Consider the following 25,496-nt stretch of genomic DNA (forward strand, 5'->3'; position numbering starts at 1 on the left):
ACAAAAATAAGGTGTTGGAATGCATAAATCCGACCAGGAGACCTAATGATATCGACTCCCATTCGACGATATGGGGCAGCGATACTTATGTTACTCACCATGATTTTTTCTGGTGGGGTGTTAGCGAAGACTCACACAGTAACAGAGCATCATAAAGCCTCAGTTAAAAAGGTTAGTAGTACTAAGGTTAGCAGTAAACAAGAGTATTCTCGCAATAGTGTAAAGAGCAGTTCACTTCCTGATTTGCGAAAATACCCTTCCGGAACCCCAAGGAAAAGAGCGTTTCTCCGGACGGTAATGCCTTATATTACAAGCCAAAATGCAGCAATCACTGCCGATCGTAACTGGTTGATTTCAAAACAGTACGAAGGCCGCTGGTCGCCGTCTGAGCGTGCGCGTTTGAAAGATATCACTACGCGTTACAAGGTGAAGTGGAACGGTAATACCCGCAAGGTGCCGTGGAATTCACTGCTTGAACGCGTCGACATCATTCCGGGCAGCATGGTTGCCACCATGGCTGCGGCAGAAAGTGGTTGGGGGACGTCAAAACTGGCGCGCGCCAACAACAATCTGTTCGGGATGAAGTGTGGTTCCGGCAAGTGTAAAAATGGTTCCGGTAAAGTGAATGGCTACTCGCACTTTGATTCTGTCAAAGCGTCTGTCCAGGCCTACGCGATGAACCTGAATACCCATCCGGCATACTCGTCATTCCGTAAGTCTCGCGCGCAGTTGCGTAAGGCGGACCAGGAAGTGACCGCCAGCGCAATGATTCATAAGCTGAAGGGATACTCCACCAAAGGTTCGAGCTACAACAACTATCTGTTCGCGATGTACCAGGATAACCAGCGTCTGATTGCGGCGCATATGTAATCCTCATCTGGAATGCTAAAGGGAGCGTAAGCTCCCTCAGATTGCTGACAAAGTGCGCTTTATTCTTGCCGGATGCGGCAAAAACGCCTTATCCGGCCTACAAAATAGTGCAAATTCAATATATTGCAGAACCCTTGTAGGCCTGATAAGCGCAGCGCATCAGGCAATGTTGCGTTTGTCATCAGTCTCGGGGAGCGAAAGCTCCCTTTTTTACGCCTCTAACAACGCATTCTCCAGCATATCCAGAAACGGCCTTAATCCTCCAGGCTGATACTCCCGCGACAAATACATACCATAAATTCCCAGCCTGGCCGGTTCATTCTCCGCCAGCAGCGGAACCACACTTCCTTTCGCCAGGGCGTCTCTGGCTTCCATTTCCGGTACCATCGCTATCCCGCAGCCTGCCACGGCGGCATCCAGTAACACTGTTGAAATCGTGGCGCTGAAATTGCCGCTGATATCGACCGACACCGCTGTTCCTTCGGAAGTCGTAAAGTGCCAACTCTGCCCGGCGAAACGGCTGTAGTGCAGGCAGTTATGATGGGCGAGATCGGCAGGCGTTAGCGGCGTGCCGTGGTGTGCCAGGTAACCCGGCGAGGCGCAAAGCACTGAGCGGCACTCGCCCAGGCGACGGGCAATCGTACCGGGCTCTGGGTTATTGGTGATGCGCACGGCCACATCAATGCGCTCGCTCACCAGGTTCACCGGATGGTTATTCACATCCAGTTCCAGACGTAGTGCCGGATAACGCGTCAGAAATTCGGTGACAATCGGCCCAATGATGCAGGTGGCCGTGAGGTGCGCACAGGCAACGCGCAGCACGCCAGAGGGTTCATTTTGCTGGTTACGCAGCTCAATTTCCTGCGCCAGCTGAATCAGATGGCGCGTCTTGAGCAATATCTCTTCGCCCGCAGGCGTCAGTGTCAGACGGCGCGAAGTGCGATGAATCAAGCGCGCGCCCGCCCACTGTTCCATCTGTTCCAGATAGCGGCTGACCATGGGGCGCGAAATTCCCAGCGCGCGCGATGCGGCGCTCAGACTGCCCAGTTCGCAGATGCGATTAAATACGCGTGCGGCGGTGACTCTGTCCATGAACGGCTCCAGCTGATCGTTTTATGAAACCAAGCATATCGGTTTTCGGGAATTCTGACAGGTGGTGAAATCCGTAAAATGGACGGCCTCACACATAACAACATCAGGTTCATCATGAAACGTGCATTCACCGCCATCGCCGCCCTTGTTATCAGCAGCACGACTTTTGCCGCCCCGCTGACGATGAAGACCTACAACCCTCAGGAAAATGCCGTTTTCCCGGTCTCGTCAACGCTGGTCTATGGCCCCTCGGAAGCTGTATTGTTTGATGCCCAGTTCAGCGTGAAAGACGGTGAAAAGCTGGTCGCCATGATTCGTGAAAGCGGTAAAAAACTCTCGCGCATTGTGATTACCTCGGGTGATCCTGATTTCTATTTTGGCCTTGAGCCGATAGTGAAAGCCTTCCCGAATGTAGAGATCGTTGCGACGCCAGCGGTGGTCTCTCACATTGAGGCTACGCGTGATGCGAAGCTGGCCTACTGGGGGCCACAACTTAAAGCGGATGCGCCGCATCAGCTGTATACGCCAAAACCGCTACACGACATGCGTTTCACCATTGATGGCGAAGCGGTCGAAATCAAACATCCGGAAAGCTATGCCGCCTACGTTTGGATCCCGTCGAATAAGGCGATGCTTGGCGGCACCGGCGTGGCGTCCGGTATTCATATCTGGAGCGCTGATACACAGACCGTGACGCGCCGTAATGAATGGCGCAGCGTGCTGAAAGCGATGCAGGCTGAACAGCCGCAAACGGTGATCCCCGGCCATTACCTCGGCAAGCTGCCATCCGGGGCGAAAGCCATCACCTTTACCCTTGATTATCTGCAGAAATTTGAGCTGGCGCTGAACAGCCAGAAAGATTCTGCAGGTGTTATCAAGGTGATGAAAAAGGCGTATCCGGATCTCGCTGATGAGAGTTCGCTGGAACTGAGCGCAAAGGTCAATACCGGCGAGATGGCATGGAAGTAAGCCGGACGCGCGTTGCGCCATCCGGCATTAAAGCGGCTACAACCGTGCTTCGCTGTGTTGTTCGCGGTACTCTTTCGGCGTGGTGTCGTACTCTTTTTTAAACACCGAATAGAAATATTGCAGGGAAGGGTAGCCGCACATTTGCGAAATTTCGTTAATCGACAGCGAGGTGGAGATCAGCAGACTTCGTGCTTTCTCCAGTTTTTCGCTGTGGATCACCGCATGAATGGTTTCGCCCACTTCTTCTTTAAAGCGTTTCTCAAGGTTCGATCGTGAAATGCCGACAGAATCGAGCACCTGCTCCACTTTAATGCCCTTACAGGCATTGTTGCGGATGTAATGCATCGCCTGGATCACTGCCGGGTCGTTCAGCGAGCGGTAGTCGGTCGAGCGCCGTTCAATGACGCGCATCGGGGGCACCAGCAGGCGCTGTAGCGGTAATTCCTCGTTGTCCAGCAGGCGGTGCAGCAGTTTGGCGGCCTGATACCCCATCTGTCGCGCGCCCTGCGCAACAGATGACAGCGCCACTCGTGAAAGATAGCGGGTCAGCTCTTCATTATCGATACCAATGACGCACAGCTTCTCCGGCACCGGAATATGCAGGTGTTCGCAGGCTTGCAGAATATGGCGCGCGCGGGCGTCGGTCACGGCGATAATGCCGGTTTGCGGCGGCAGGGTTTGCAGCCAGTCTGCCAGACGGTTCTGCGCGTGTTGCCAGTTCTCTGGTGCGGTCTCTTGCCCCTGATAAATCACGCCGCGATATTTCTCTTTAGCCACAATCTGGCTGAAGGCATATTCGCGCTCAACCGCCCAGCGTTTGCCGCTGGAGCCTGGTAAGCCGTAGAACGCAAAACGGTGCACGCCTTTTTCTTTTAGGTGCAGGAAAGCAGTTTCGACCAGCGCATAGTTATCGGTGGCGATGTAATGGACGGGCGGATACTGCTCAGGGCGATGATAGGAGCCGCCCACGCCGACAATGGGCACTTTCACGTCGGCCAGTAACGCTTCGATGTGGGGGTCGTCATAATCGGCAATCACGCCGTCACCGAGCCACTCTTTGATGTTTTCGATACGCGCGCGGAAATCTTCCTCAATGAAAATATCCCACTCCGACTGCGACGCCTGTAAATACTCGCCAACCCCTTCGACCACCTGCCGGTCATAGGCCTTATTCGCGTTGAATAACAGGGTAATACGGTGACGCTTTTCAAACATGGTTCAATTTCCCTGGTGAATCATGAATGACAATACCGGCCTAATGGCCGGTATTGTCATTATTACATCGTATCAAGCGCGGCGTTTGGTGGCCGAATCCATCCAGACTGCCAGCAGCAAAATGGCGCCCTTAACGATATATTGCCAGAAAGTGGGCACGTCCATCATGCTCATTCCATTATCCAGCGACGCCATGATAAACGCGCCCATAACCGCCCCGGCAACGCTACCCACGCCCCCCGCCAGGCTGGTGCCGCCAATCACGCAGGCGGCGATCGCGTCCAGCTCGGCGATGTTGCCTGCTGACGGTGAACCCGCGCCAAGACGCGAGCTGAGGATTAACCCGGCAATGGCCACCATCAGGCCGTTGATGGCGAAGACAGCAAGCTTGGTGCGCTCGACATTAATCCCCGACAGGCGCGCGGCTTCGATGTTACCGCCGATGGCGTAAATGCGACGTCCAAACGCCGTACGCGTGGCCATAAACATTCCGCCCAACAGCAGCAGCGTCAGCAGCAGAACCGGCGTTGGCACGCCGCGATAGTCATTCAACAGCCAGATAGCACCCAGTACAATTATCGCCGTCAGCGCCTGACGCCCAACCACGCCGGTAGAGGCTGGTGTGGCGAGCCCAAGATTCTGGCGACGCATGCGCCCGCGCCACTGCCAGACAATAAATGCCATCAGGCCAATCGCCCCGAAGGAGAAGCCAATGCCATCAGGCAGGTAGCTTTGGCCAATTTGCGACATCGCAGCGCTGGTAGGCGACACGGTGGTACCGTTAGTGATGCCAATCAGAATACCGCGGAACGCCAGCATCCCGGCGAGGGTGACGATAAACGACGGTACTTTCCGATAGGCAACCCACCAACCGTTCCATGCGCCGAGTACCAGCCCCATCGCCAGCGTCACGATAATGGTCAGCGGTAACGGCCAACCGAGCCAGACGTCGAAAATCGCCGCGACACCACCGAGCAGCCCCATCATCGAACCGACAGAGAGGTCGATTTCCGCGGAGATAATCACGAACACCATCCCCACCGCCAGAATGCCGGTGATGGCTGTTTGGCGCAGCAGGTTAGAGACGTTACGGGCGCTGAGGTACGCACCTTCGGTCGTCCAGGTGAAGAACAGCATGATCACCACAATCGCTGCGATCATCACGAAAACCTGTAAGTTCAGCGACTTCAGGCTAAATGTGGGGGCCGACGTCGGCACCGCCAGCTTGATTTCAGACGGGTTGTTTTTCGACATGACGTTCGCTCCTTAATGCGGCTTCCATCACTTTTTCCTGCGTCAGGTTGTGGTTCACCAGGTCTGCTTTCAGTTTCCCTTCGTGCATGACCAGCACCCGGTCGCTCAGACCCAGTACTTCCGGCAGTTCGGAAGAGATAACAATGACGGCGATCCCCTGTTGCACCAGTTGGTTGATCAATTTGTAGATTTCATATTTCGCGCCAATGTCGATACCGCGCGTCGGTTCGTCGAGGATCAGAATGCGCGGATTCAGCAACAGGCAGCGTGCCAGAATTGCTTTCTGTTGATTACCGCCGCTGAGACGGCCAATCGCCAGTTCCGGGGAAGAAGTTTTGACTTTAAGTCGTTGCAGCGACTGTAAAATACATTGCTGCTCGCGGGCGTCATCAAGGCTGCTTAGCGCACCGCTGAACTGATCGAGCGCCGCCAGCGTCATATTTTTACCAACCGCCATTACCGGCACGATGCCGTCTTTTTTGCGATCTTCCGGCACCATCGCAATACCGTGGGCAATCGCCTGCTGGCAGGTGTTAATGGTTACGGGTTTGCCATCCAGAAAGATTTTCCCCTCCCAGCGCCCGCGCCAGACGCCAAACAGGCACTGAACCGCTTCGGTACGTCCGGCACCGACCAGACCGGCAATCCCGAGAATTTCACCGCGCCGGAGGCTGAAAGAGATATCGTTTACCCGCTTGATGTGGCGGTTAACCGGATGCCACGCCGTGAGGTGCTCCACGCGTAGGATCTCGTCACCGGTAGTGTGCGGTTCGTTGGGATAGAGCGCCGTCAGTTCGCGGCCTACCATCATGGTGATGATGTCGTCCTCGCTCATGCTGCTGGCGTCGCGCGTGCCGATGTGCTGACCATCGCGGATCACGCAAATGGTGTCGGAGATAGCCTTCACTTCATTGAGCTTGTGTGAAATATAGATGCAGGCAATGCCGTGGTGCTGAAGGTCGCGGATGATATCCAGCAGCACGGCAGTTTCCTGCTCGGTGAGCGAGGCGGTCGGCTCGTCGAGGATCAGCAGGCGAACCTGTTTATTCAGCGCCTTGGCAATTTCGACCAGTTGCTGTTGTCCCAGCCCTAAATCGCCCACGCGGGTGTCGGGTGAAATCGCCAGACTGACCTGGGCGAGTAATTTTTCGCAGCGCAGGGTCATGGCGTCGTAGTCGAGAATGCCGTGACGGCTGATTTCTGCCCCAAGGAAAATATTCTCCAGTACCGTAAGGTGTTTCACCAGCGCCAGCTCCTGGTGAATAATGGCGATGCCTTTGCGTTCGGTATCGCGAATATGCGTCGGGGTAAGCCTTTCCCCGGCAAAAATAATCTCGCCGTCGTAGCTGCCGTGTGGGTATATACCGCACAGAACTTTCATGAGCGTCGATTTTCCGGAGCCATTTTCACCGCACAGCGATACCACCTCGCCAGGGTTTAAACGCAGGCTGACGTTATCCACCGCTTTCACCGTGCCAAAGGTTTTGGTGATATTTTTCATTTCAAGTAAATAAGACATAGCTGCTCCACGTAAGCCGATCATTCAGGCCGAACGAGAACGACTGCCCCGTTGCCGGGGCAGGGGAATTAAAGTTCGCTCTTCTTATGGAACCCGTCTTTAATGACGGTCTGATCAATATTGGTCTTATTCACTTCAATTGGCGTCAGCAGGCGAGATGGCACATCTTTCAGGCCATTATTCAGCGTGGCGTCAGATTTCGGTTGTTGATCGTTGCCGAGTTCAACGGCGATTTCAGCGGCGGTAGTCGCGAGCGTGGTGATCGGTTTATACACCGTCATGGTTTGCGTACCAGCCATAATGCGCTTCACGCCCGCAAGGTCAGCATCCTGCCCGGAGATAGCGACTTTGCCCGCCAGCCCCTGTGCACTCAGTGCCTGAATCGCACCGCCGGCGGTCGCATCGTTTGAGGCCACTACAGCATCAATTTTGTTATTATTGGCAGTGAGGGCGTTTTCCATAATTTTCAGCGCGTTTTCCGGTAACCAGCCGTCAGCCCACTGATCGCCCACGACTTTAATTTTGCCGCTGTCGATATACGGTTTTAAGACTTTCATCTGGCCCGCGCGGAACAGTTTGGCGTTATTATCCACCGGTGAGCCGCCCATCAGGAAATAGTTACCTTGTGGCACCTGATTGACCAGACTCTGGGCCTGCATTTCGCCCACTTTTTCATTATCGAAAGAGATATAGAAATCGATATCAGCGTTATTGATCATGCGATCGTAAGCCAGAACTTTAATCCCTTCCTGTTTGGCTTCTTTAATAACGTTACTGAGTACCTGACCGTTGTAAGGAATAATCACCAGAACATCGACGCCACGGTTGATCATATTCTCAATCTGCGACATCTGGGTTTCTTCGTTTCCATTGGCCGATTGTACAAATACTTTGGCGCCTAACGATTCTGCTTTATTAACAAAAATATCGCGGTCTTTCTGCCAGCGCTCAAGACGCAGATCGTCGATGGCCATACCGATTTTGACTTCTTTTGCGCTGCTCGCCATGCTGGTAAGCAGAAGGGATGCGCAGAGCGTGAGGCAAAGGTTCTTGATTTTCATAGTCGTAATGCCTTTTGTAGGGTAGGTAATGAGATTGGCGATAAAAGAAACAAGCACGACTTAACACGCAGCAAATTTTTAACATAGAACGCGGTGCTGGCAATTACAGATTTTTATCTTCCCATTACGATATTTGGTTTAATTGTCAATTTATGAGCTTGATCGAGTTTTATATATCGCCTAAGAGAAATTTACATAAATTTTGCGAGCGGTTTTATTTTGAGAGCCAGCGCACGTTTGTGGATTCTCTTAATCGCAGTGTGAAATAACGTAATTGAGGAACAGAAAATCTGAACTCAGTATTAGATAACGAATTATTCCTCGCCGCGTATCTGATTATGGAGTTCATTATGCAAGCTTATTTCGACCAACTGGATCGTGTTCGTTTCGAAGGCCCGAAAACGGAAAACCCGCTGGCTTTCCGTCACTACAACCCTGACGAACTGGTGCTGGGTAAACGGATGGAAGATCACCTGCGCTTCGCCGCCTGCTACTGGCACACCTTCTGCTGGAATGGCGCAGATATGTTTGGCGTGGGCGCATTCGACCGCCCGTGGCAGCAACCGGGCGAAGCCATTGCACTGGCGAAACGCAAAGCGGATGTCGCATTTGAATTCTTCCATAAGCTGAACGTACCTTATTACTGCTTCCACGACGTGGATGTGTCACCGGAAGGCGCGTCGCTAAAAGAGTACCTGAACAACTTCGCGCAGATGGTAGACGTGCTGGCCGAAAAACAGCAGCAGAGCGGTGTGAAGCTGCTGTGGGGTACGGCGAACTGCTTTACTAACCCACGCTACGGCGCAGGTGCCGCAACGAACCCAGACCCGGAAGTCTTTAGCTGGGCGGCGACTCAGGTCTTCACCGCCATGAACGCGACCCACAAACTGGGCGGCGAGAACTACGTGCTGTGGGGAGGCCGTGAAGGCTACGAATCCCTGCTGAACACCGACCTGCGTCAGGAACGCGAGCAGATTGGCCGCTTCATGCAGATGGTGGTTGAGCACAAACATAAAATTGGCTTCCAGGGCACTCTGCTTATCGAACCGAAACCGCAGGAACCGACCAAGCATCAATATGATTACGATGCATCGACCGTTTATGGCTTCCTCAAACAGTTCGGCCTGGAAAAAGAGATTAAACTGAACATCGAAGCGAACCATGCGACGCTGGCAGGTCACTCTTTCCACCATGAAATCGCTACCGCAATTGCGTTGGGTCTGTTTGGTTCCGTTGACGCCAACCGCGGCGATGCGCAGCTGGGCTGGGATACCGACCAGTTCCCGAACAGTGTGGAAGAGAATGCGCTGGTGATGTACGAAATTCTCAAGGCGGGCGGTTTCACCACCGGCGGCCTGAACTTTGACGCGAAAGTTCGCCGTCAGAGCACCGATAAATATGACCTGTTCTACGGCCATATTGGCGCGATGGACACCATGGCGCTGTCGCTGAAGGTGGCGGCGCGTATGATTGAAGGCGGCGAGCTGGATAAACGTGTGGCCAAACGTTACGCGGGCTGGAACGGTGAACTGGGTCAGCAAATCCTGAAAGGGCAGATGTCGCTGCAGGAACTGGCAAAATATGCCGAGCAGCATCAACTGGCACCGCAGCATCAGAGCGGTCATCAGGAACTGCTGGAAAACCTGGTGAATCATTACCTGTTCGACAAATAATGGAAGCCGCCGGGCGATTTTTCGTCCGGCCTGATTATGCAGGCCCGGTAAGCGTGAGCGAAACCGGGCTTTTTGTAAGGAACGATCGCTATGTATATTGGGATTGATCTGGGTACTTCCGGCGTCAAAGCTATCCTGCTCAATGAGGCAGGAGACGTTGTCGCCTCGCAAACGGAAAAACTCACCGTTTCGCGCCCGCATCCGCTGTGGTCTGAACAGGATCCGGAGCAGTGGTGGCTGGCGACCGATCGCGCGATTAAAGCGCTCGCGCAACAGCACAGCCTACAGGATGTTAAAGCGTTAGGCATTGCCGGGCAGATGCACGGCGCAACCCTTCTCGACAAGCAGCAGCGCGTACTTCGACCGGCAATTCTGTGGAACGATGGCCGCTGCGCGCAAGAGTGCCAGTTGCTGGAAGAGGCCGTGAAAAATTCCCGCCAGATTACCGGCAACCTGATGATGCCCGGCTTTACCGCGCCGAAACTGTTGTGGGTGAAGCGCCACGAGCCGGAGATTTTTGCTCAGGTCGATAAAGTCCTGCTGCCAAAAGATTATTTGCGCCTGCGTATTACCGGTGAATTCGCCAGCGACATGTCTGACGCGGCGGGCACGATGTGGATGGACGTGGCAAAACGCGACTGGAGCGACACGATGCTCGCGGCCTGTGGGCTGAGCCGTGACAACATGCCTGCGCTGTTTGAAGGCTGTGATATTACCGGCACGCTGCTGCCATCTGTCGCGCAGGCGTGGAATATGCCAGCGGTGCCGGTGGTTGCGGGCGGCGGTGACAACGCGGCGGGCGCGGTCGGCGTAGGCATGGCGGATGCCGGGCAGGCGATGCTCTCGCTCGGTACGTCAGGTGTTTACTTTGCGGTAAGCGAAGGTTTCCTCAGCAAGCCAGAAAGCGCGGTGCACAGCTTCTGTCATGCGCTGCCGGGGCGCTGGCATTTAATGTCGGTGATGCTGAGTGCCGCGTCGTGCCTCGACTGGGCGGCAAAACTCACCGGTCTGGAGAGTGTACCGACGCTGATTAACGCGGCGCAATCCGCCGATGAGCGTGCCGGGCCGGTGTGGTTCCTGCCGTATCTTTCCGGTGAGCGTACGCCGCACAATAATCCGCAGGCTAAGGGCGTTTTCTTTGGTCTGACGCATCAGCACGGCCCGGCGGAACTGGCGCGTGCGGTGCTGGAAGGCGTGGGTTTTGCGCTGGCCGACGGTATGGATGTGGTTCACGCCTGCGGCGTCACACCGAAAAGTGTGACCCTGATTGGCGGTGGCGCGCGTAGCGCTTACTGGCGCCAGATGCTGGCGGATATCAGCGGTCAGCAACTGGATTACCGCACCGGCGGTGATGTTGGCCCGGCGCTGGGCGCGGCGCGTCTGGCGCAACTGGCGATTCGCCACGATAAACCATTTGCTGACCTGCTGCCGCAGTTACCGCTTGAGCAGGCGCACTACCCGGACGCACAGCGCCATGCGCACTATGTGCCGCGCCGCGAAACCTTCCGTCAACTCTATCAGCAACTTCTGCCGCTGATGTCCTGATGTTCTCCGCCCCGTGAGGGGGCGGATCTCCTGCCAGAATTGATGAATTCCGAATTTGCTGGAAATTTCGTGTTGCTCTAATGTTGCGCTGCGGTTTCCGTTCATAATGCGTTTGCTATGGATAAGGAGATCGCCATGAAGTTAGCACTCAATGCCCCGCAGGGTCTGTTATGTGCGGGAGTTATTCTCTATGTGGTCTGTTTGTGGGGAGACTGCCCGCAGTTGACGGATAAAGGCTATTTTCTGGCTGTGTTGGTTCTTGGTGTATTCACCGTACTAACGTACCAGCGGTTAACCGGAAAAGAGAAGGACGAAGGGCGTTTCGCCGGGCTGTGTCGATTTGTGTTGCTGCTGGCAACGGGGTTAATGCTGGTAGGTGTCTGGAATTTGCCCCTTAGCCTCACGGAAAAGGGGCTTTGCATTATCGCCTGGTTTGCCGCGACATACGGTGCGGCGCGCTGGCGCTAGCTGACAAACCGTTTACTATCCACGCGTTGTACCAGCATTGACAGTAACAGACTCCCCGCAATCGTGGCGCAGAAAACCCACACGATATCGAGCAGTGGCCAGCTTTTCATGTCTGCGCCGCTACTGCGCAGGGCGTGAATAATCAGCGCGTGGAAACCGTAAATGCCGAGTGAATGGCGTGAAATTAGCGCTAATCCCGGCAATACGCGGTCGTTGAGACCGTTTTTTACCACCACAAACAGCGTCGCCGCGCAGATAAACACCATCGGCCCACAATAGAGATACCAGGTGTCGGCAAAGTTGCCGCGCCAGCTCAGTTCGTGCAGCGTGCCGCGCGAAATCACCACCACTGCCAGTACAAAACCGATGCCACACAGCCAGCTTAATCCGCGTTTTTGCGTCTCCATCATGCCGATGGCGCGCCCCAGCAGGCCGTAAATCAGGTAGTAGAAGGTGTCACCGTTGATATAGAGATTCACCGGCAGCCATTCAATACCGTCGGTTTTCAGCGTCACCGTGTTGGGATTAGCGATAATGCCAATCACCACCATCAACGCCAACAGCATTTTGCCGCTAATTGCTTTCACCTCAATCAGCGGTGAGACCAGGTAAATCACGATAATGGCGAAGAAAAACCACAGGTGATAGAAAACAGGCTTCTGCAGGATATTCTTAAGCGACCCTTCGATATTAATATGTGTGAAAGCCGCGATATAGATAAGCGCCACCGCGCTGTAAAACAGCAGGCACAACGCAATCCGCAGAAAATGGCGCGGCTGAGCGCTGCGCGGGCCGAAAAACAGATAGCCGGAAATCATGAAGAACAGCGGCACGCTTACGCGTGAAGCCGAGTTGAGAACATTCGCAATATCCCAGTTCACCGGGCTGATACTGTGCGCGTTGGTAATGTACCAGGTTGTCGTATGGATCATCACTACCATCAGGCAGGCTATTCCGCGTAGGTTATCAATCCAGTTTATTTTGGGCTGCATTGGGGCAGGTTTCTCCTTTCAAACAAAGTGTGACTCGATTTTTATTAGGCTATTTGACTGGATTATTCTGAGTTTTTCACCCCACACTTGTCGTGTTGTGGTGTGATTCGCAGAATGCCATCACAGCAGTGACTACCCACTAAAATAACAGCCCGATCGTAAGGCGGTAATGAAAAATGATGATGAAGCGACTTCTTCCCCTGCTAATGGGGATATTACTGGCGGGATGCGCCGCGTCTGAACCCGTGGCGCCGATGAAAGCGCAAAATGCGAAAGCGAACCCTGCGCGCTCGCTGGGAATGGAAAATTTATGCAAAGAACGGGCGGCAGAGCGCTATAACACCGCGGCGCAGAAAATTGACGTCACGGGCTTTGAGCGTTTTCAGGGCAGCTATGAATTACGCGGCTATACTGCCCGCAATGAAGGTTTTGTCTGCTCTTTTGATGTAAATGGTGATTTTTTGCACTTATCGATGCGTTAAGCGCAGCAATATGGCACCAAAAGTCGGCCTGTTTCCTCTATTTTCCCTAAACAGGCCGCTTTCATACTGTATATCTTCCATCCAGCGGGTATACTGATCCCTTCCTTTAAATCCACACGTATCCAGCACGAAATAATATGCAAAAGTTTGATACCAGGACCTTCCAGGGCTTGATCCTGACCTTACAGGATTACTGGGCTCGCCAGGGCTGCACCATTGTTCAACCATTGGACATGGAAGTTGGCGCGGGAACCTCTCACCCAATGACCTGCCTGCGCGCGCTGGGGCCAGAGCCGATGGCAACTGCTTATGTGCAGCCTTCCCGTCGTCCGACCGATGGCCGTTACGGCGAAAACCCGAACCGTTTACAGCACTATTATCAGTTCCAGGTGGTCATCAAGCCATCGCCGGACAACATTCAGGAGCTGTACCTCGGTTCCCTGAAAGAGCTGGGAATGGACCCGACCATCCACGACATCCGTTTCGTGGAAGATAACTGGGAAAACCCGACGCTGGGCGCCTGGGGGCTGGGCTGGGAAGTGTGGTTGAACGGCATGGAAGTGACGCAGTTCACTTACTTCCAGCAGGTTGGCGGCCTGGAATGTAAACCGGTTACCGGCGAGATCACCTACGGTCTGGAACGTCTGGCTATGTACATTCAGGGCGTAGACAGCGTTTACGACCTGGTCTGGAGCGACGGCCCGCTGGGTAAAACCACCTACGGTGACGTCTTCCATCAGAACGAAGTGGAGCAGTCCACTTACAACTTCGAATACGCGGATGTGGACTTCCTGTTCACCTGCTTCGAGCAGTACGAGAAAGAAGCGCAGCAGCTGCTGGCGCTGGAAAATCCGCTGCCGCTGCCAGCCTACGAGCGTATTCTGAAAGCCGCCCACAGCTTCAACCTGCTGGATGCGCGTAAAGCCATCTCCGTCACCGAGCGTCAGCGCTACATTCTGCGCATTCGTACCCTGACCAAAGCAGTGGCAGAAGCTTATTATGCTTCCCGTGAAGCCCTCGGCTTCCCGATGTGCAACAAAGACAAGTAAGAGGCGGCCATGTCTGAAAAAACTTTTCTGGTGGAAATCGGCACTGAAGAGCTGCCACCAAAAGCACTGCGCAGCCTGGCTGAGTCCTTCGCTGCGAATTTCACTGCGGAGCTGGATAACGCCGGCCTCGCACACGGCAACGTTGAATGGTTTGCTGCCCCGCGTCGTCTGGCGCTGAAGGTTGCTAACCTGGCGGAAGCTCAGGCCGATCGCGAAGTTGAAAAACGCGGCCCGGCGATAGCTCAGGCTTTCGACGCCGAAGGCAAACCGAGCAAAGCGGCAGAAGGTTGGGCGCGTGGCTGCGGGATCACCGTAGACCAGGCTGAACGTCTGACTACCGACAAAGGCGAATGGCTGCTCTATCGCGCTCACGTGAAAGGCGAAAGCACTGAAGCGCTGGTGCCGAATATGGTCGCGACGTCGCTTTCGAAACTGCCGATTCCGAAACTGATGCGCTGGGGCGCGTCCGACGTACACTTCGTGCGTCCGGTTCACACCGTGACCCTGCTGCTGGGCGATAAAGTCATTCCGGCAACCATTCTGGGTATTCAGTCCGATCGCGTAATTCGCGGCCACCGCTTTATGGGCGAGCCGGAATTCACTATCGACAATGCCGATCAGTATCCGGAAATTCTGCGTGAGCGTGGGAAAGTCATCGCCGATTACGCTGAGCGTAAAGCGAAGATTAAAGCGGATGCCGAAGAAGCGGCGCGTAAAATTGGCGGTAAGGCTGATCTTAGCGACAGTCTGGTTGAGGAAGTGACCTCGCTGGTGGAGTGGCCGGTTGTGCTGACCGCGAAATTCGAAGAGAAATTCCTCGCCGTTCCATCCGAAGCGCTGGTTTACACCATGAAAGGTGACCAGAAGTACTTCCCGGTGTATGCGAACGACGGCAAACTGCTGCCGAACTTTATCTTCGTTTCCAACATCGAGTCCAAAGATCCGCAGCAGATTATCTCCGGCAACGAGAAAGTGGTTCGTCCGCGTCTGGCTGATGCCGAGTTCTTCTTCAATACCGACCGCAAAAAACGTCTGGAAGATAACCTGCCGCGCCTGCAAACCGTGCTGTTCCAGCAACAGTTGGGTACGCTGCGTGACAAAACTGACCGTATCCAGGCGCTGGCTGGCTGGATTGCCGAACAAATTGGCGCGGATGTGAATCACGCTACCCGTGCGGGCCTGCTGTCTAAGTGCGACCTGATGACCAACATGGTCTTTGAGTTCACCGACACTCAGGGCGTAATGGGTATGCACTACGCACGTCACGATGGCGAAGCGGAAGATGTTGCCGTGGCACTGAACGAGCAGTATCAGCCGCGCTTTGCCGGTGATGACCTGCCTTCTAACCCGGTAGCCTGCGCACTGGCGATTGCTGACAAGATGGACACCCTGGCGGGTATCTTTGGTATTGGCCAGCATCCTAAAGGCGACAAAGACCCGTTTGCGCTGCGTCGTGCGGCACTCGGCGTGCTGCGTATTATCGTTGAGAAGAACCTCAATCTTGATCTGCAAACCCTGACCGAAGAAGCGGCGCGCCTGTATGGTGATAAGCTGACTAACGTCAACGTGGTTGATGACGTTATCGACTTTATGCTGGGGCGCTTCCGCGCCTGGTACCAGGATGCCGGTTACACCGTTGACACCATCCAGGCCGTGCTGGCGCGTCGTCCGACTCGTCCGGCAGATTTCGATGCGCGTATGAAAGCAGTCTCTCACTTCCGTACCCTGGAAGCGGCGTCTGCACTGGCTGCGGCCAACAAGCGTGTGTCTAACATCCTGGCGAAAACCGATGAAGTGCTGAATGACCGCGTAAACGCGGCGACCCTGAAAGAGCCAGAAGAAATTGCGCTGGCAATGCAGGTAGTCGTGCTGCGTGACAAACTGGCACCGGCTTTCGCCGAAGGGCGTTATCAGGAAGCGCTGGTTGAGCTGGCTGAATTGCGTGAACCCGTCGATGCTTTCTTCGACAAAGTGATGGTGATGGTGGATGACAAAGAACTGCGCATCAACCGACTGACCATGCTGTCGAAGCTGCGTGAACTGTTCCTGCAGGTTGCGGATATTTCGCTGCTGCAGTAAGTTTAGTGTCGAAAAAAACCTGCCATCTGGCAGGTTTTTTTTATGGGTTTAAATAGACGCGTAATAATGAGTTTATTAATACAAACCTGTTAATGTATTTATTTATCGAAAATTTTTTCGGATTGCATTAATTCTTTTGCGATGACCTTGTTTGCTAGAATAAAAGCGGGTGCTTGAGACTGTTTGTCTCAGGTATCACCGAAAGGCAGACAGAGAAAAGCCCCACCTGACTATAAATCAAAGTGAGGCCCCTCTATGCATCAACACCATAAAGGTAGCCTCTTGCTTGTTGGAAATCAACACCGGAGGCTGGGAATGCCGCAAAAATATGTATTATTTGGCTTGGTCGTGGTTTGTTTCACACTTTTATTATTTACCTGGATGGTGAGAGATTCACTGTGTGAATTGCATATCAAACAGGGAAATAACGAGCTGGCGGCATTTTTAGCCTGTGACAATAAAAAGTAAGAGTATCTGGCGGGGAGAGATCTCCGCCATTCTCACGGTGCGATGCATTTTCAATGCACCCTTTTATAAAAAGAACCCTCCGCTCTATCTGGAAGATTCTTTTCAGAAAACATCAATTCTTTTGAAATAGCGGTTGTTGCTAGAATAGCAACGGGTGCTTGAGACTGTTTGTCTCAGGTATCACTGAAAGGCAGACAGAGAAAAGCCCCACCTGACTATAAATCAAAGTGAGGCCCCTCTATGCATAGACACCATAAAGGTAGCCTCTTGCTTGTTGGAAATCAACACCGGAGGCTGGGGATGCCGCAAAAATATGTTTTATTTGGCTTGGTCGTGGTTTGTTTCACGCTTTTATTATTTACCTGGATGGTGAGAGATTCACTGTGTGAATTGCATATCAAACAGGGAAATAACGAGCTGGCGGCATTTTTAGCCTGTGGCAATAAAAAGTAAGAGTATCTGGCGGGGAGAGATCTCCGCCATTCTCACAGTGCGATGCATTTTCAATGCACCCTTTTATAAAAAGAACCCTTCCGCTCTATCTGGAAGATTCTTTTCAGAAAACATCAATTCTTTTGAAATAGCGGTTGTTGCTAGAATAGAAACGGGTGCTTGAGACTGTGTGTCTCAGGTATCACCGAAAGGCAGACAGAGAAAAGCCCCACCTGACTATAAATCAAAGTGAGGCCCCTCTATGCATGAACACCATAAAGGTAGCCTCTTGCTTGTTGGAAATCAACACCGGAGGCTGGGAATGCCGCAAAAATATGTATTATTTGGCTTGGTCGTGGTTTGTTTCACGCTTTTATTATTTACCTGGATGGTGAGAGATTCACTGTGTGAATTGCATATCAAACAGGGAAATAACGAGTTGGCGGCATTTTTAGCCTGTGGCAATAAAAAGTAAGAGTATCTGGCGGGGAGAAATCTCCGCCATTCTTACGGTGCGATGCATTTTCAATGCACCCTTTTATTTATGCTGCAAATATATCTTAACGCTTCGACGCTATATCACAGGCAAAAAAAATCCCCGCCCGAGGGCAGGGATTCGAATACTGAGTGGCTTGAACTTACAGGGAAGTTACGTTGCCAGCTGCCGGGCCTTTAGCGCCGCTTTCGATGGTGAAGGACACTTTCTGACCTTCGTCCAGAGATTTGTAACCATCGTTCTGGATAGCAGAGAAGTGTACGAACACGTCTTTAGAACCATCGTCAGGAGTGATGAAGCCGAAACCTTTATCAGCGTTGAACCATTTTACGATACCAGTCATTTTACCGGACATAGAAATTACCTTTATAAATTAAGTGAGCCTTACGGCAATATGGCATGCTTTACAGAATTTAAAGCGTAAAGGAAATGTCGCTACGAGGGGTACCAATGGATAACCTTGAAGGGAACTGCTTTACTCAACTGCTTTGTGGTCTGTGCGTCAAACCGTGAAGCTATTAACGCATACTTCTGCCCCTAAACGCAAACGTTATCTGATAAAAACATAAAACGGCCCTGAAAAAGGGCCGTTAAATAATTAATAAACATCTCTTTTTCAGGTGGTTAGCTGTTAACAATTTGTTGGTCAGCCTGAATCAGACGTAGCAATTTAAGTTCGGTAACTGAAGGCTTCAGCCTTCTGGACTCCCATTCCTGTACCGTGGAAACACTTACGCCCATTGCTTTAGCAAACTCTGTCATCTGCAAACCGGTGCTTTTGCGAAGCTCTTCGAACTCGGTAAAGATGGAGGGCTTAGGTGTCAGGGTAATCACTGATGATGCATCTTTGAAGACAATCTGTTCCAGACTGCTCAGCAGTTCAAATGTTGGATCTTTTTCTTCCATTGATAACTCCTATATACACACAGCGTGATCGTGAATAGGTACAGCCTGTTAAGAATAGTCGGGAAATCCGAACAAAAGTTGGTTGCGTAAGTGATTATTCGTAGGATCGTTTTCCACACAGCGCAAATAGCGCAAAAATTGCCCATAAATCAAGGCTAGCGCCGCCAGGTATATTTTTGTAAAAAATCGCTAAAACCGACGGCTGAACCGTCGGCTCGCTAACTCAGGCTTTCTGCGTATTGTTGTTTAATGCAGGTGTTTCCGCTTCGCGCTTCAGCGTCTGCCGCTGGCTGACCAGGTGTTTTACCAGCAGCGCCAGAGCAGACACCAGGGCAGGAACCGCCAGCAGCGTGAAAATGGTCTGGAAGGAGAGTTCCGCCTGCATCAGGAACGCCCCACTGAATGCACCCAGAATGCCGCCGAAACGGCCCAGACCCAACATCCACGCCACGCCCGTTGCACGCCCTTGTGTCGGGTAGAAACCCGCCGCGAGAGCCGGCATCGAGGATTGCGCGCCGTTCATGATGGTACCGGCAATAAAGACCATTACGCCCATCAGCACCAGGCTGTTGGTTGAGAACCCAACAAGGCAGACAAAAACGCCGGTCAGTACGTAGCCTACCGCCACCACCTTATTCGGGTTGAGTTTGTCCATCAGGGCACCCAGGATGAGCACGCCAATACCACCGCCTAAGGGGAAGAGGGCGGTGATAATGGATGCCTGGCTCAACGAAGCGCCGGTTTCGCGGATTAACAGCGGCAGCCAACTGGTCAGTAAATAGAAAATCAGCAGGCCCATAAAGTAGGTCAGACACAGCATCACCGTGCCGACGGCATAGCGAGGCGAGAAAATCACCCCCAGCGCCGATTTCTCTTTTACCTGCCCGGCTTCCTGCAAGACAAAACTCGCGTTATCCGCTACCGGGGCGATACGTTTGAGGATGGTGGCGATTTTGTGCTGAGGCTGGTTTTTGACCACCATATAACGTGCAGATTCCGGCAGCAGGAAAATCAGCAGCACCGCCAGCGCCAGCGGCATGACGCCGCCGAGGATCAGTACGCTCTGCCAGCCGTAGTGAGGAATAAGCCACGCTGAGATAAACCCGCCCATCGACGAGCCGATCGGGAAGCCCACAAACATCAGATTCACCAGCAGTGCGCGACGACGCTCTGGCGCATATTCGCTCATCAGGGTGGCGGCATTGGGCATCGCCGCACCCAGGCCCAGCCCGGTCAGGAAACGCAGCAGCGTAAGCTGGGTGAGGTTGGTGGCAAACGCGGTGACCAGGCTAAAGCCGCCAAAAACCAGAATCGACAGCACCAGCACTTTCTTGCGGCCAATGCGATCCGCCATCGGGCCTGCCGTTAAGGCTCCAACTGCCAGGCCAACCAGCGCGGCGCTCATCACCGGCCCGAGATCCGCTTTCTGCACACCCCATTCCTGCACCAGGTCAGAAGCGATAAAGCCAATAATTGCGGTATCGAAACCGTCCATGGCGACGGTAACAAAGCATAATGCGAGGATCATCCACTGGTATTTAGAAAAGGGATGATCGTTGATAAAAGCCTGAATATCCGTGGTTGTTTTCGTCATGTGGCAGTTCCTGAAAACAGCGGGAGAGGCGTTCTCCCCCATGAAGTTGTGCGATTATCGAACCTATTTCCGGTAATCGTTCAATTCATCAAAACACTTTACGTTTGCGGCGACAATGCAGGGGAAATCAGGAAGTGTGCGATTATCGTACTGCTCAGGGGGAGGTAATCGCACGCTGAGTTTAAAATCATTTTAAAACAATAGATTAATCATGATTTTTCGCATAAAGGTTGTGGTCATAAATGTGATGCGTGCAACAATGTATTAACATCCATGTTTTATCCCTTTCCACACGGCAATTTCCTGCCATAACTTTGTCAGGAAAAGGTATCCTGCAACGCGCTGCTGGACTATCCTTGTCAGCGTCGGGCACGCGGGTGCCTGTTTGCGCTTTTTTTGGCTGAAGGAGTAATAAAATGGCGACAGGAAAGTCCTGCTCTCGCTGGTTTGCGCCTGTTGCGGCGTTATTGATGGTTGTTAGCCTGAGTGGGTGTTTTGATAAAGAAGGCGACCAGCGCAAAGCGTTTGTCGATTTCCTGCAAAATACAGTGATGCGTGGGGGTGAACGTCTGCCAACGCTGACCGCTGACCAGAAAAAACAGTTTGGTCCTTTTGTCTCCGATTACGCCGTCATTTACGGCTATTCGCAGCAGGTGAGCCAGGCGATGGATGCGGGTCTGCGCCCGGTTGTCGATAGCGTTAACGCCATTCGCGTACCGCAGGATTATATGACTCAGCGCGAGCCGCTGCGTCAGGCGAACGGTTCGCTGGGCGTGCTGAGCCAACAACTGGAAAATGCGAAGATGCAGGCCGATGCGGCACATGCGGCGCTGAAACAGGCGGATGACCTGAAGCCGGTCTTTGACCAGGTATACAGCAAAGTGGTGACGGCGCCTGCAAATGCAATGCAGCCGTTGATCCCGGCGGCGCAAATCTTCACGCAGCAGCTGGTTCAGGTCGGGGATTTTGTCGCGCAGCAGGGCGAGCAGGTGAGCTTCGTGGCGAACGGTATTCAGTTCCCGACCTCACAGCAGGCGAGTCAGTATAACTCGCTGATTGGCCCACTGGCTTCCCAGCATCAGGCATTTACTCAGGCCTGGAACGCAGCGGTTGAAGCGACGAAGTGACGGCATGTTAGATGGCGTTTTAATTTAGACCGCCATCCGACAAAATAAGGCGGGTAATCCCCGCCTTATTCGATTTATTTCCCTATTACCTGCGGATTAACGCAGTTCTTCTCAACCTTCCCCTGCAACGCATCAATCAGGTTATCCACCGCGCAGGCCGCCATGTTAAAGCGCGTCTCATGCGTCGCAGAACCGATATGCGGCAGCGCAACAACGTTCGGCAGCGTCAGCAGCGGTGAGCTGACCGGCAGCGGTTCCTTCTCGAATACATCCAGCCCGGCAGCGTGGATTTCACCCGCCTGCAGCGCGGCAATCAGCGCCTGCTCGTCCACTACTGGGCCACGCCCTGCGTTAATAAAGATGGCGGAGGATTTCATTTTCGCGAACTGTTCTTTACCGAAAAGATGATGCGTTTCGTCGGTGAGCGGCAGGATCAGACACACGAAATCGGATTCCTGCAACAGCGTGTCGAGGTCACAATAACGCGCGCTGAAACGCTCTTCGGCCTGCGGATGCTGGCGGCGCGCGTTATACAGAATCGGCATGCCGAATCCGCAGTGCGCGCGCTGAGCCAGCGCCATGCCGATGCGCCCCATCCCTACAATGCCCAGCGTTTTATGGTGCACATCGGTACCGAACCAATCCGGCCCGATGCTTTTTTTCCACTCGCCCGCTTTTACACGGTCGGTGACTTCCACCACCCGACGCGCGGTGCTGAGCACCAGCGCCATCACCGTATCGGCGACGGTTTCCGTCAGAACGGTTGGCGTATGCATCAGCAGAATGTTACGCGCGTTCAGGGCTTCAACATCAAAGTTGTCATATCCTACGGAGACGGTCGAGGTCGCGCGCAGCTTCGGCATTTTCTCCAGCAGCGCTTCGTTAACGGCTTCGCTGGAGCCCAGCAGGCCGACGGCGTTAGCAAACACCTCTGCGTGCTGTTGGACGGTTTCCGGGCGCAGGTTTGGCACCTGCGTAACGGTAAAGTGGGCTTCCAGGCGATGCAGTAGATCGTCAGGCAGTGCCTTGTAGAGAATAATGGACGGCTTCATGCGACTCTCCGTAAGTGTGATTTAAGCGTGGCGTGCGCCAACGGGAAGTTGTTGATTCTTAGCAGGCTTAACAATCAAAGTAAGCCATACCGAGGCGAAAAGCGCCACCCCCATGAAAATGTAAGAGGCAGACGGCGAACCGGTCGCGCCGTTAAGGTAGCCGACGAACCAGGAGCCAAAGAATGAGCCCAGTGCGCCCATACTGTTGATTAATGCCATCGCACCGCCTGCGACGTTGCGCGGCAGCATTTCCGGGATGATGGCGAAGAACGGGCCATACGGCGCGTACATCGCAGCACCGGCGACAACCAGCAGGGTATAGGAGATCCAGAAGTGGTTGGCACCCACTGCCCAGGAACCGATGAAGGCGAAACCGGCAATCAGCAACAGCGGCCAGACAAACAGTTTACGGTTCTGCATTTTATCGGAAGCCCAGGAGACCAGAATCATCGCGGTTGTTGCGGCCAGATACGGCACCGAAGAGAGCCAGCCCACTTCTACCATCCCAAGGTTTGCGCCACCGCTGCGAATAATCGACGGCAGCCACAGTACGAAACCGTACACGCCGATGCTCCAGGCGAAATACTGCATGCACAGCAGAATCACGTTGCGTGAACGGAACGCTTCGCCGTAGTTACGCACGGCTTTAATGCCCTGCTGCTCTTTATCGAGCTCGGCCTGCAAGGCCGTTTTTTCGGATTCAGACAACCAGCCTACCTGCGCCGGTTTATCTTTTACCAGCACCCACCAGCAGAATGCCCAGATGATGGCCGGGAAGCCTTCAATAATAAACATTTCACGCCAGCCGAGCGCCTGAATCAGGTAGCCCGAAACCACCGACATCCACAGCACCGTCACCGGGTTACCGAGGATCAGGAAAGTATTGGCGCGCGAACGTTCGGATTTGGTGAACCAGTTGCTGATGTAAATCAGCATTGCGGGCATTACCGCTGCCTCCACGACGCCGAGGATAAAGCGAATGGCGGCAAGCATTGGAATATTGTTGACCATCCCGGTGAGTGAGGCACAGGCTCCCCACAGGATCAGGCAGACGAAAATCAGTTTGCGCACGCTGCGGCGTTCCGCATACATCGCGCCGGGGATCTGAAAGAAGAAGTAGCCGAGGAAGAAGAGGGCGCCCAGCAGGGAGGAGATCCCTTTAGTGATGCCTAAATCTTCGTTAATGCCTGCGGCGGAAGCGAAGCTGAAGTTTGCGCGGTCGAGGTACGCCAGGCTGTACGTGATAAACACGATTGGCATGATGTACCACCAGCGTTTGGCTGCATTGGTTGAGCTATTCATAGTCCTGCCTCTGTAGTTGTAGGGTCAGAGTGTTATTCGGGAAAGGTGCGCGCGGGAGCCCTCACCCCGGCCCTCTCCCACAGGGAGAGGGGGAAAACCAATAATCTGCACAATCTGTCCCCTCTCTCTTGAGGGAGAGGGAAATGCACTACACCCCCAACGCCTCACGCGTCGGTAATCCTTCGCTGTCGCCCTGAACCTGAATGGCCAGTGCGCCAATCTTATTCCCGCGGGTTACCGCATCATGCAACGAGCGTCCTTCCAGCAGGGCGCTGATTACCCCGACGGCGAAGCCATCGCCCGCGCCCACCGTATCGACCACCTTGTCGACTTTCACCGGCGCGACGCAGCCTTTTTCTCCATCTGCGGTTTTATACCAGGCGCCGTCCGCCCCAGTTTTCAGCACCACCGCTTTTACACCGCGAGCCAGATAGAAATCGGCGATAGCTTCCGGCGTTTGTTCGCCGGTCAGAATCATGCCCTCCTTCAAACCGGGTAAAACCCAATCGGCCTGGAACGCCAGGTGATTAAGTTTTTCCACCATCTCCGCCTCGCTTTTCCACAGCACCGGGCGCAGGTTCGGGTCGAATGAAATTGTTTTGCCCTGGGCTTTCATTGTTTGGGCCGTATGGTCGAGCAGGGCGTAGGACGAGTCAGAAAGCGCTGCTGCCACGCCGCTTAAGTGTAGATGGCGTGCGCTGGCGAAATAGTTATCGTTGAAGTCCTCAAGCGAAAGATGGCTGGCCGCTGAGTTTTTACGGAAATACTCCACGATGGGATCGGTTCCATTTTCAACTTTAGATTTCACCTGAAAGCCGGTTGCGAAACGTGCATCACAGGTAACGCCCGTCGCATCAATTCCCTCTTTTTTCAGACTATTGATGACAAACTGGCCGAAGCTGTCGTTCCCGACGCGGCTGACCCAGCCGACATTCAGGCCCAGACGCGCCAGCCCGGTTGCCACGTTGAGCTCAGCCCCGGCGACACGTTTGATAAACTGCTCCACCTCACTGAGATCGCCCGTTTGTGTTGCCACAAACATCGCCATGGCTTCACCGATGGTGATGACATCCAGTTGCTTATGCATTGCTTAATCCTCGCGTAACAGTTCGACATAGCGACGGGTTACTGCGGTCAGGTCGTTGCCTTCCAGCGGAAACTCAATTCCACGCGGCGCATCGGCGGGCAGGGCGCGCAGTACGTCCAGCCAGTCGGTATTAATGGGGTCAGGTGGTACGGCGCGGAAGCTGTCATGATGTGGTGTCGCCGCTTTAACGTGGATGTAGCACACCGAAGGCGCCAGTTGCTGGGCAGCTTCCTGCGGGCAGTTTCCAACCCATAGCCAGTTACCCATATCAAAGGTCAGGCGCACGGGTAGGTTGAGTACACGGCAGGCGGCTTTGAAGCGCTGCATCGGCGGCAACTGGCCGCATTCGGTCTGGTCGTTTTCTACCACCAGCGCCATGCCGCTGACCTCCAGCCAGGTACGCAGGGTTTCGAGCGGCGCTTTGCGCTCGAAATGGCCGAGGGAGACTTTCAGCCACAGGGCGTTCAGCGTGCGAGCTTCTTCGAGCAGGGCGGGAAGGTGTGGGTTAAGCGTGCCATCGGCAAGAAACAGCGGTTCAGGGGCGGAATAGCAGGCCAGTAATTTCTGCGCTTCAATCGCGCATGCCAGTTCTGGCAGGGCGTTTAGCTCGGCGTCATTAAACATCTCGCGGCGGATTTCAACACCGTCCGCCCCGGCTTTCGCGATTATCGGCAGCATCGCCGCCTGGCCACCCGCGGCGCGGACCTGGTCATGTCCGTAAGCGGCGGTAACCACGATAATTTGTCTTTTCATGGGGAACTCCA

25 protein-coding genes are annotated in these 25,496 nt (G+C 53.8%); 12 read left to right on the plus strand and 13 right to left on the minus strand.

Annotated elements, in window-relative coordinates:
• Positions 1-45: 45 nt before the first annotated feature.
• Positions 46-870: a protein bax gene (locus tag ACOXYR_RS22415; protein ID WP_421355871.1), complete on the plus strand. Its 825-nt coding sequence runs from the start codon at positions 46-48 to the stop codon at positions 868-870.
• Between the two features lie 210 nt (positions 871-1,080).
• Here ACOXYR_RS22415 and ACOXYR_RS22420 read toward each other — a convergent pair whose 3' ends face one another.
• On the minus strand, positions 1,081-1,962 hold the full coding sequence (locus tag ACOXYR_RS22420; RefSeq protein WP_421355870.1) for a LysR family transcriptional regulator: 882 nt from the start codon (positions 1,960-1,962) through the stop codon (positions 1,081-1,083).
• 114 nt (positions 1,963-2,076) lie between these two features.
• Between ACOXYR_RS22420 and ACOXYR_RS22425 the strand changes: the two genes are divergently transcribed.
• The gene (locus ACOXYR_RS22425) at positions 2,077-2,931 is read left to right on the plus strand and encodes a Vmh family MBL fold metallo-hydrolase (RefSeq protein WP_421355869.1); all 855 of its coding nucleotides are present in this window, start codon (positions 2,077-2,079) and stop codon (positions 2,929-2,931) included.
• A 36-nt stretch (positions 2,932-2,967) separates the two neighbouring features.
• On the opposite strand, the gene xylR is transcribed toward ACOXYR_RS22425, so the two are convergent.
• The 4 genes from xylR to xylF all read right to left on the minus strand — a co-directional run bounded on the left by xylR (position 2,968) and on the right by xylF (position 7,980).
• Positions 2,968-4,146 carry a D-xylose utilization transcriptional activator XylR gene (gene xylR / locus ACOXYR_RS22430; protein WP_108476471.1) on the minus strand — a complete coding sequence of 393 codons (1,179 nt, stop codon included), beginning with the start codon at positions 4,144-4,146 and terminating at the stop codon, positions 2,968-2,970.
• 72 nt (positions 4,147-4,218) lie between these two features.
• Positions 4,219-5,400: a xylose ABC transporter permease XylH gene (xylH, locus tag ACOXYR_RS22435; RefSeq protein ID WP_113858357.1), complete on the minus strand. Its 1,182-nt coding sequence runs from the start codon at positions 5,398-5,400 to the stop codon at positions 4,219-4,221.
• A complete protein-coding gene (locus ACOXYR_RS22440) occupies positions 5,378-6,919 on the minus strand; it encodes a xylose ABC transporter ATP-binding protein (protein WP_421355868.1) in 1,542 nt (513 codons plus the stop codon). The genes xylH and ACOXYR_RS22440 overlap by 23 nt, the downstream gene beginning before the upstream one ends.
• A 68-nt stretch (positions 6,920-6,987) precedes the next feature.
• Positions 6,988-7,980, minus strand: a complete 993-nt coding sequence (gene xylF / locus ACOXYR_RS22445) for a D-xylose ABC transporter substrate-binding protein (RefSeq protein WP_113858359.1) — start codon at positions 7,978-7,980, stop codon at positions 6,988-6,990.
• A 350-nt stretch (positions 7,981-8,330) separates the two neighbouring features.
• Here xylF and xylA point away from each other — a divergent pair, with 350 nt between their 5' ends.
• From xylA to ACOXYR_RS22460, 3 genes are all read left to right on the plus strand, one after another.
• The gene (gene xylA / locus ACOXYR_RS22450; protein ID WP_108476466.1) at positions 8,331-9,653 is read left to right on the plus strand and encodes a xylose isomerase; all 1,323 of its coding nucleotides are present in this window, start codon (positions 8,331-8,333) and stop codon (positions 9,651-9,653) included.
• A 90-nt stretch (positions 9,654-9,743) separates the two neighbouring features.
• The gene (gene xylB, locus ACOXYR_RS22455; protein ID WP_421355867.1) at positions 9,744-11,198 is read left to right on the plus strand and encodes a xylulokinase; all 1,455 of its coding nucleotides are present in this window, start codon (positions 9,744-9,746) and stop codon (positions 11,196-11,198) included.
• Between the two features lie 135 nt (positions 11,199-11,333).
• Positions 11,334-11,666, plus strand: a complete 333-nt coding sequence (locus ACOXYR_RS22460; RefSeq protein WP_158529116.1) for a YiaA/YiaB family inner membrane protein — start codon at positions 11,334-11,336, stop codon at positions 11,664-11,666.
• On the opposite strand, the gene ACOXYR_RS22465 is transcribed toward ACOXYR_RS22460, so the two are convergent.
• On the minus strand, positions 11,663-12,658 hold the full coding sequence (locus ACOXYR_RS22465; RefSeq protein ID WP_108476463.1) for an acyltransferase: 996 nt from the start codon (positions 12,656-12,658) through the stop codon (positions 11,663-11,665). The two genes, ACOXYR_RS22460 and ACOXYR_RS22465, sit on opposite strands and share 4 nt — an antisense overlap.
• Positions 12,659-12,834: 176 nt before the next feature.
• On the opposite strand from ACOXYR_RS22465, the gene ACOXYR_RS22470 reads away from it, so the two are divergent.
• From ACOXYR_RS22470 to hokA (ACOXYR_RS22495), 6 genes are all read left to right on the plus strand, one after another.
• On the plus strand, positions 12,835-13,140 hold the full coding sequence (locus ACOXYR_RS22470; RefSeq protein WP_108476462.1) for a YsaB family lipoprotein: 306 nt from the start codon (positions 12,835-12,837) through the stop codon (positions 13,138-13,140).
• Between the two features lie 137 nt (positions 13,141-13,277).
• Entirely contained in the window at positions 13,278-14,189 is a 912-nt protein-coding gene (gene glyQ / locus ACOXYR_RS22475) for a glycine--tRNA ligase subunit alpha (RefSeq protein WP_001168551.1), read from the plus strand.
• 9 nt (positions 14,190-14,198) lie between these two features.
• Positions 14,199-16,268, plus strand: coding sequence for a glycine--tRNA ligase subunit beta (glyS, locus tag ACOXYR_RS22480; RefSeq protein ID WP_421355866.1), 2,070 nt, complete (start codon positions 14,199-14,201; stop codon positions 16,266-16,268).
• Positions 16,269-16,583: 315 nt separating this feature from the next.
• The gene (gene hokA / locus ACOXYR_RS22485) at positions 16,584-16,736 is read left to right on the plus strand and encodes a type I toxin-antitoxin system toxin HokA (protein WP_421355865.1); all 153 of its coding nucleotides are present in this window, start codon (positions 16,584-16,586) and stop codon (positions 16,734-16,736) included.
• 300 nt (positions 16,737-17,036) lie between these two features.
• Entirely contained in the window at positions 17,037-17,189 is a 153-nt protein-coding gene (gene hokA, locus ACOXYR_RS22490) for a type I toxin-antitoxin system toxin HokA (protein ID WP_108476460.1), read from the plus strand.
• A 301-nt stretch (positions 17,190-17,490) separates the two neighbouring features.
• Positions 17,491-17,643, plus strand: coding sequence for a type I toxin-antitoxin system toxin HokA (gene hokA, locus ACOXYR_RS22495; protein WP_108476460.1), 153 nt, complete (start codon positions 17,491-17,493; stop codon positions 17,641-17,643).
• 163 nt (positions 17,644-17,806) lie between these two features.
• On the opposite strand, the gene cspE is transcribed toward hokA (ACOXYR_RS22495), so the two are convergent.
• The 3 genes from cspE to ACOXYR_RS22510 all read right to left on the minus strand — a co-directional run bounded on the left by cspE (position 17,807) and on the right by ACOXYR_RS22510 (position 20,164).
• On the minus strand, positions 17,807-18,019 hold the full coding sequence (gene cspE, locus ACOXYR_RS22500) for a transcription antiterminator/RNA stability regulator CspE (RefSeq protein ID WP_000014594.1): 213 nt from the start codon (positions 18,017-18,019) through the stop codon (positions 17,807-17,809).
• A 269-nt stretch (positions 18,020-18,288) separates the two neighbouring features.
• Positions 18,289-18,570, minus strand: coding sequence for an HTH-type transcriptional regulator (locus ACOXYR_RS22505; RefSeq protein WP_108476459.1), 282 nt, complete (start codon positions 18,568-18,570; stop codon positions 18,289-18,291).
• Between the two features lie 223 nt (positions 18,571-18,793).
• The gene (locus tag ACOXYR_RS22510; RefSeq protein WP_108476458.1) at positions 18,794-20,164 is read right to left on the minus strand and encodes an MFS transporter; all 1,371 of its coding nucleotides are present in this window, start codon (positions 20,162-20,164) and stop codon (positions 18,794-18,796) included.
• Between the two features lie 416 nt (positions 20,165-20,580).
• On the opposite strand from ACOXYR_RS22510, the gene ACOXYR_RS22515 reads away from it, so the two are divergent.
• Positions 20,581-21,291 carry a DUF3053 domain-containing protein gene (locus ACOXYR_RS22515; RefSeq protein WP_015962550.1) on the plus strand — a complete coding sequence of 237 codons (711 nt, stop codon included), beginning with the start codon at positions 20,581-20,583 and terminating at the stop codon, positions 21,289-21,291.
• A 74-nt stretch (positions 21,292-21,365) separates the two neighbouring features.
• Here ACOXYR_RS22515 and ghrB read toward each other — a convergent pair whose 3' ends face one another.
• The 4 genes from ghrB to ACOXYR_RS22535 form a co-directional block, all read right to left on the minus strand.
• Positions 21,366-22,343, minus strand: a complete 978-nt coding sequence (ghrB, locus tag ACOXYR_RS22520) for a glyoxylate/hydroxypyruvate reductase GhrB (RefSeq protein WP_421355864.1) — start codon at positions 22,341-22,343, stop codon at positions 21,366-21,368.
• 21 nt (positions 22,344-22,364) lie between these two features.
• Positions 22,365-23,645, minus strand: a complete 1,281-nt coding sequence (locus tag ACOXYR_RS22525; RefSeq protein WP_113858366.1) for an MFS transporter — start codon at positions 23,643-23,645, stop codon at positions 22,365-22,367.
• A 148-nt stretch (positions 23,646-23,793) separates the two neighbouring features.
• Positions 23,794-24,732 (minus strand): sugar kinase, encoded by a 939-nt coding sequence (locus ACOXYR_RS22530; protein ID WP_407731753.1) that lies wholly within the window; start codon positions 24,730-24,732, stop codon positions 23,794-23,796.
• A 3-nt stretch (positions 24,733-24,735) separates the two neighbouring features.
• On the minus strand, positions 24,736-25,485 hold the full coding sequence (locus ACOXYR_RS22535) for a sugar phosphate isomerase/epimerase family protein (protein WP_108476454.1): 750 nt from the start codon (positions 25,483-25,485) through the stop codon (positions 24,736-24,738).
• Positions 25,486-25,496: the final 11 nt, after the last annotated feature.

The sequence above is a fragment of the Pseudocitrobacter faecalis genome, from assembly GCF_965231525.1.
GTDB lineage: Bacteria > Pseudomonadota > Gammaproteobacteria > Enterobacterales > Enterobacteriaceae > Pseudocitrobacter > Pseudocitrobacter faecalis.

Coding starts and splice junctions, on each gene's coding strand:
- ACOXYR_RS22415 (WP_421355871.1), top strand. CDS start 46: ATGATATCGACTCCCATTCGACGATATGGGGCAGCGATACTTATGTTA.
- ACOXYR_RS22420 (WP_421355870.1), bottom strand. CDS start 1,962: ATGGACAGAGTCACCGCCGCACGCGTATTTAATCGCATCTGCGAACTG.
- ACOXYR_RS22425 (WP_421355869.1), top strand. CDS start 2,077: ATGAAACGTGCATTCACCGCCATCGCCGCCCTTGTTATCAGCAGCACG.
- xylR (WP_108476471.1), bottom strand. CDS start 4,146: ATGTTTGAAAAGCGTCACCGTATTACCCTGTTATTCAACGCGAATAAG.
- xylH (WP_113858357.1), bottom strand. CDS start 5,400: ATGTCGAAAAACAACCCGTCTGAAATCAAGCTGGCGGTGCCGACGTCG.
- ACOXYR_RS22440 (WP_421355868.1), bottom strand. CDS start 6,919: ATGTCTTATTTACTTGAAATGAAAAATATCACCAAAACCTTTGGCACG.
- xylF (WP_113858359.1), bottom strand. CDS start 7,980: ATGAAAATCAAGAACCTTTGCCTCACGCTCTGCGCATCCCTTCTGCTT.
- xylA (WP_108476466.1), top strand. CDS start 8,331: ATGCAAGCTTATTTCGACCAACTGGATCGTGTTCGTTTCGAAGGCCCG.
- xylB (WP_421355867.1), top strand. CDS start 9,744: ATGTATATTGGGATTGATCTGGGTACTTCCGGCGTCAAAGCTATCCTG.
- ACOXYR_RS22460 (WP_158529116.1), top strand. CDS start 11,334: ATGAAGTTAGCACTCAATGCCCCGCAGGGTCTGTTATGTGCGGGAGTT.
- ACOXYR_RS22465 (WP_108476463.1), bottom strand. CDS start 12,658: ATGCAGCCCAAAATAAACTGGATTGATAACCTACGCGGAATAGCCTGC.
- ACOXYR_RS22470 (WP_108476462.1), top strand. CDS start 12,835: ATGATGATGAAGCGACTTCTTCCCCTGCTAATGGGGATATTACTGGCG.
- glyQ (WP_001168551.1), top strand. CDS start 13,278: ATGCAAAAGTTTGATACCAGGACCTTCCAGGGCTTGATCCTGACCTTA.
- glyS (WP_421355866.1), top strand. CDS start 14,199: ATGTCTGAAAAAACTTTTCTGGTGGAAATCGGCACTGAAGAGCTGCCA.
- hokA (WP_421355865.1), top strand. CDS start 16,584: ATGCCGCAAAAATATGTATTATTTGGCTTGGTCGTGGTTTGTTTCACA.
- hokA (WP_108476460.1), top strand. CDS start 17,037: ATGCCGCAAAAATATGTTTTATTTGGCTTGGTCGTGGTTTGTTTCACG.
- hokA (WP_108476460.1), top strand. CDS start 17,491: ATGCCGCAAAAATATGTATTATTTGGCTTGGTCGTGGTTTGTTTCACG.
- cspE (WP_000014594.1), bottom strand. CDS start 18,019: ATGTCCGGTAAAATGACTGGTATCGTAAAATGGTTCAACGCTGATAAA.
- ACOXYR_RS22505 (WP_108476459.1), bottom strand. CDS start 18,570: ATGGAAGAAAAAGATCCAACATTTGAACTGCTGAGCAGTCTGGAACAG.
- ACOXYR_RS22510 (WP_108476458.1), bottom strand. CDS start 20,164: ATGACGAAAACAACCACGGATATTCAGGCTTTTATCAACGATCATCCC.
- ACOXYR_RS22515 (WP_015962550.1), top strand. CDS start 20,581: ATGGCGACAGGAAAGTCCTGCTCTCGCTGGTTTGCGCCTGTTGCGGCG.
- ghrB (WP_421355864.1), bottom strand. CDS start 22,343: ATGAAGCCGTCCATTATTCTCTACAAGGCACTGCCTGACGATCTACTG.
- ACOXYR_RS22525 (WP_113858366.1), bottom strand. CDS start 23,645: ATGAATAGCTCAACCAATGCAGCCAAACGCTGGTGGTACATCATGCCA.
- ACOXYR_RS22530 (WP_407731753.1), bottom strand. CDS start 24,732: ATGCATAAGCAACTGGATGTCATCACCATCGGTGAAGCCATGGCGATG.
- ACOXYR_RS22535 (WP_108476454.1), bottom strand. CDS start 25,485: ATGAAAAGACAAATTATCGTGGTTACCGCCGCTTACGGACATGACCAG.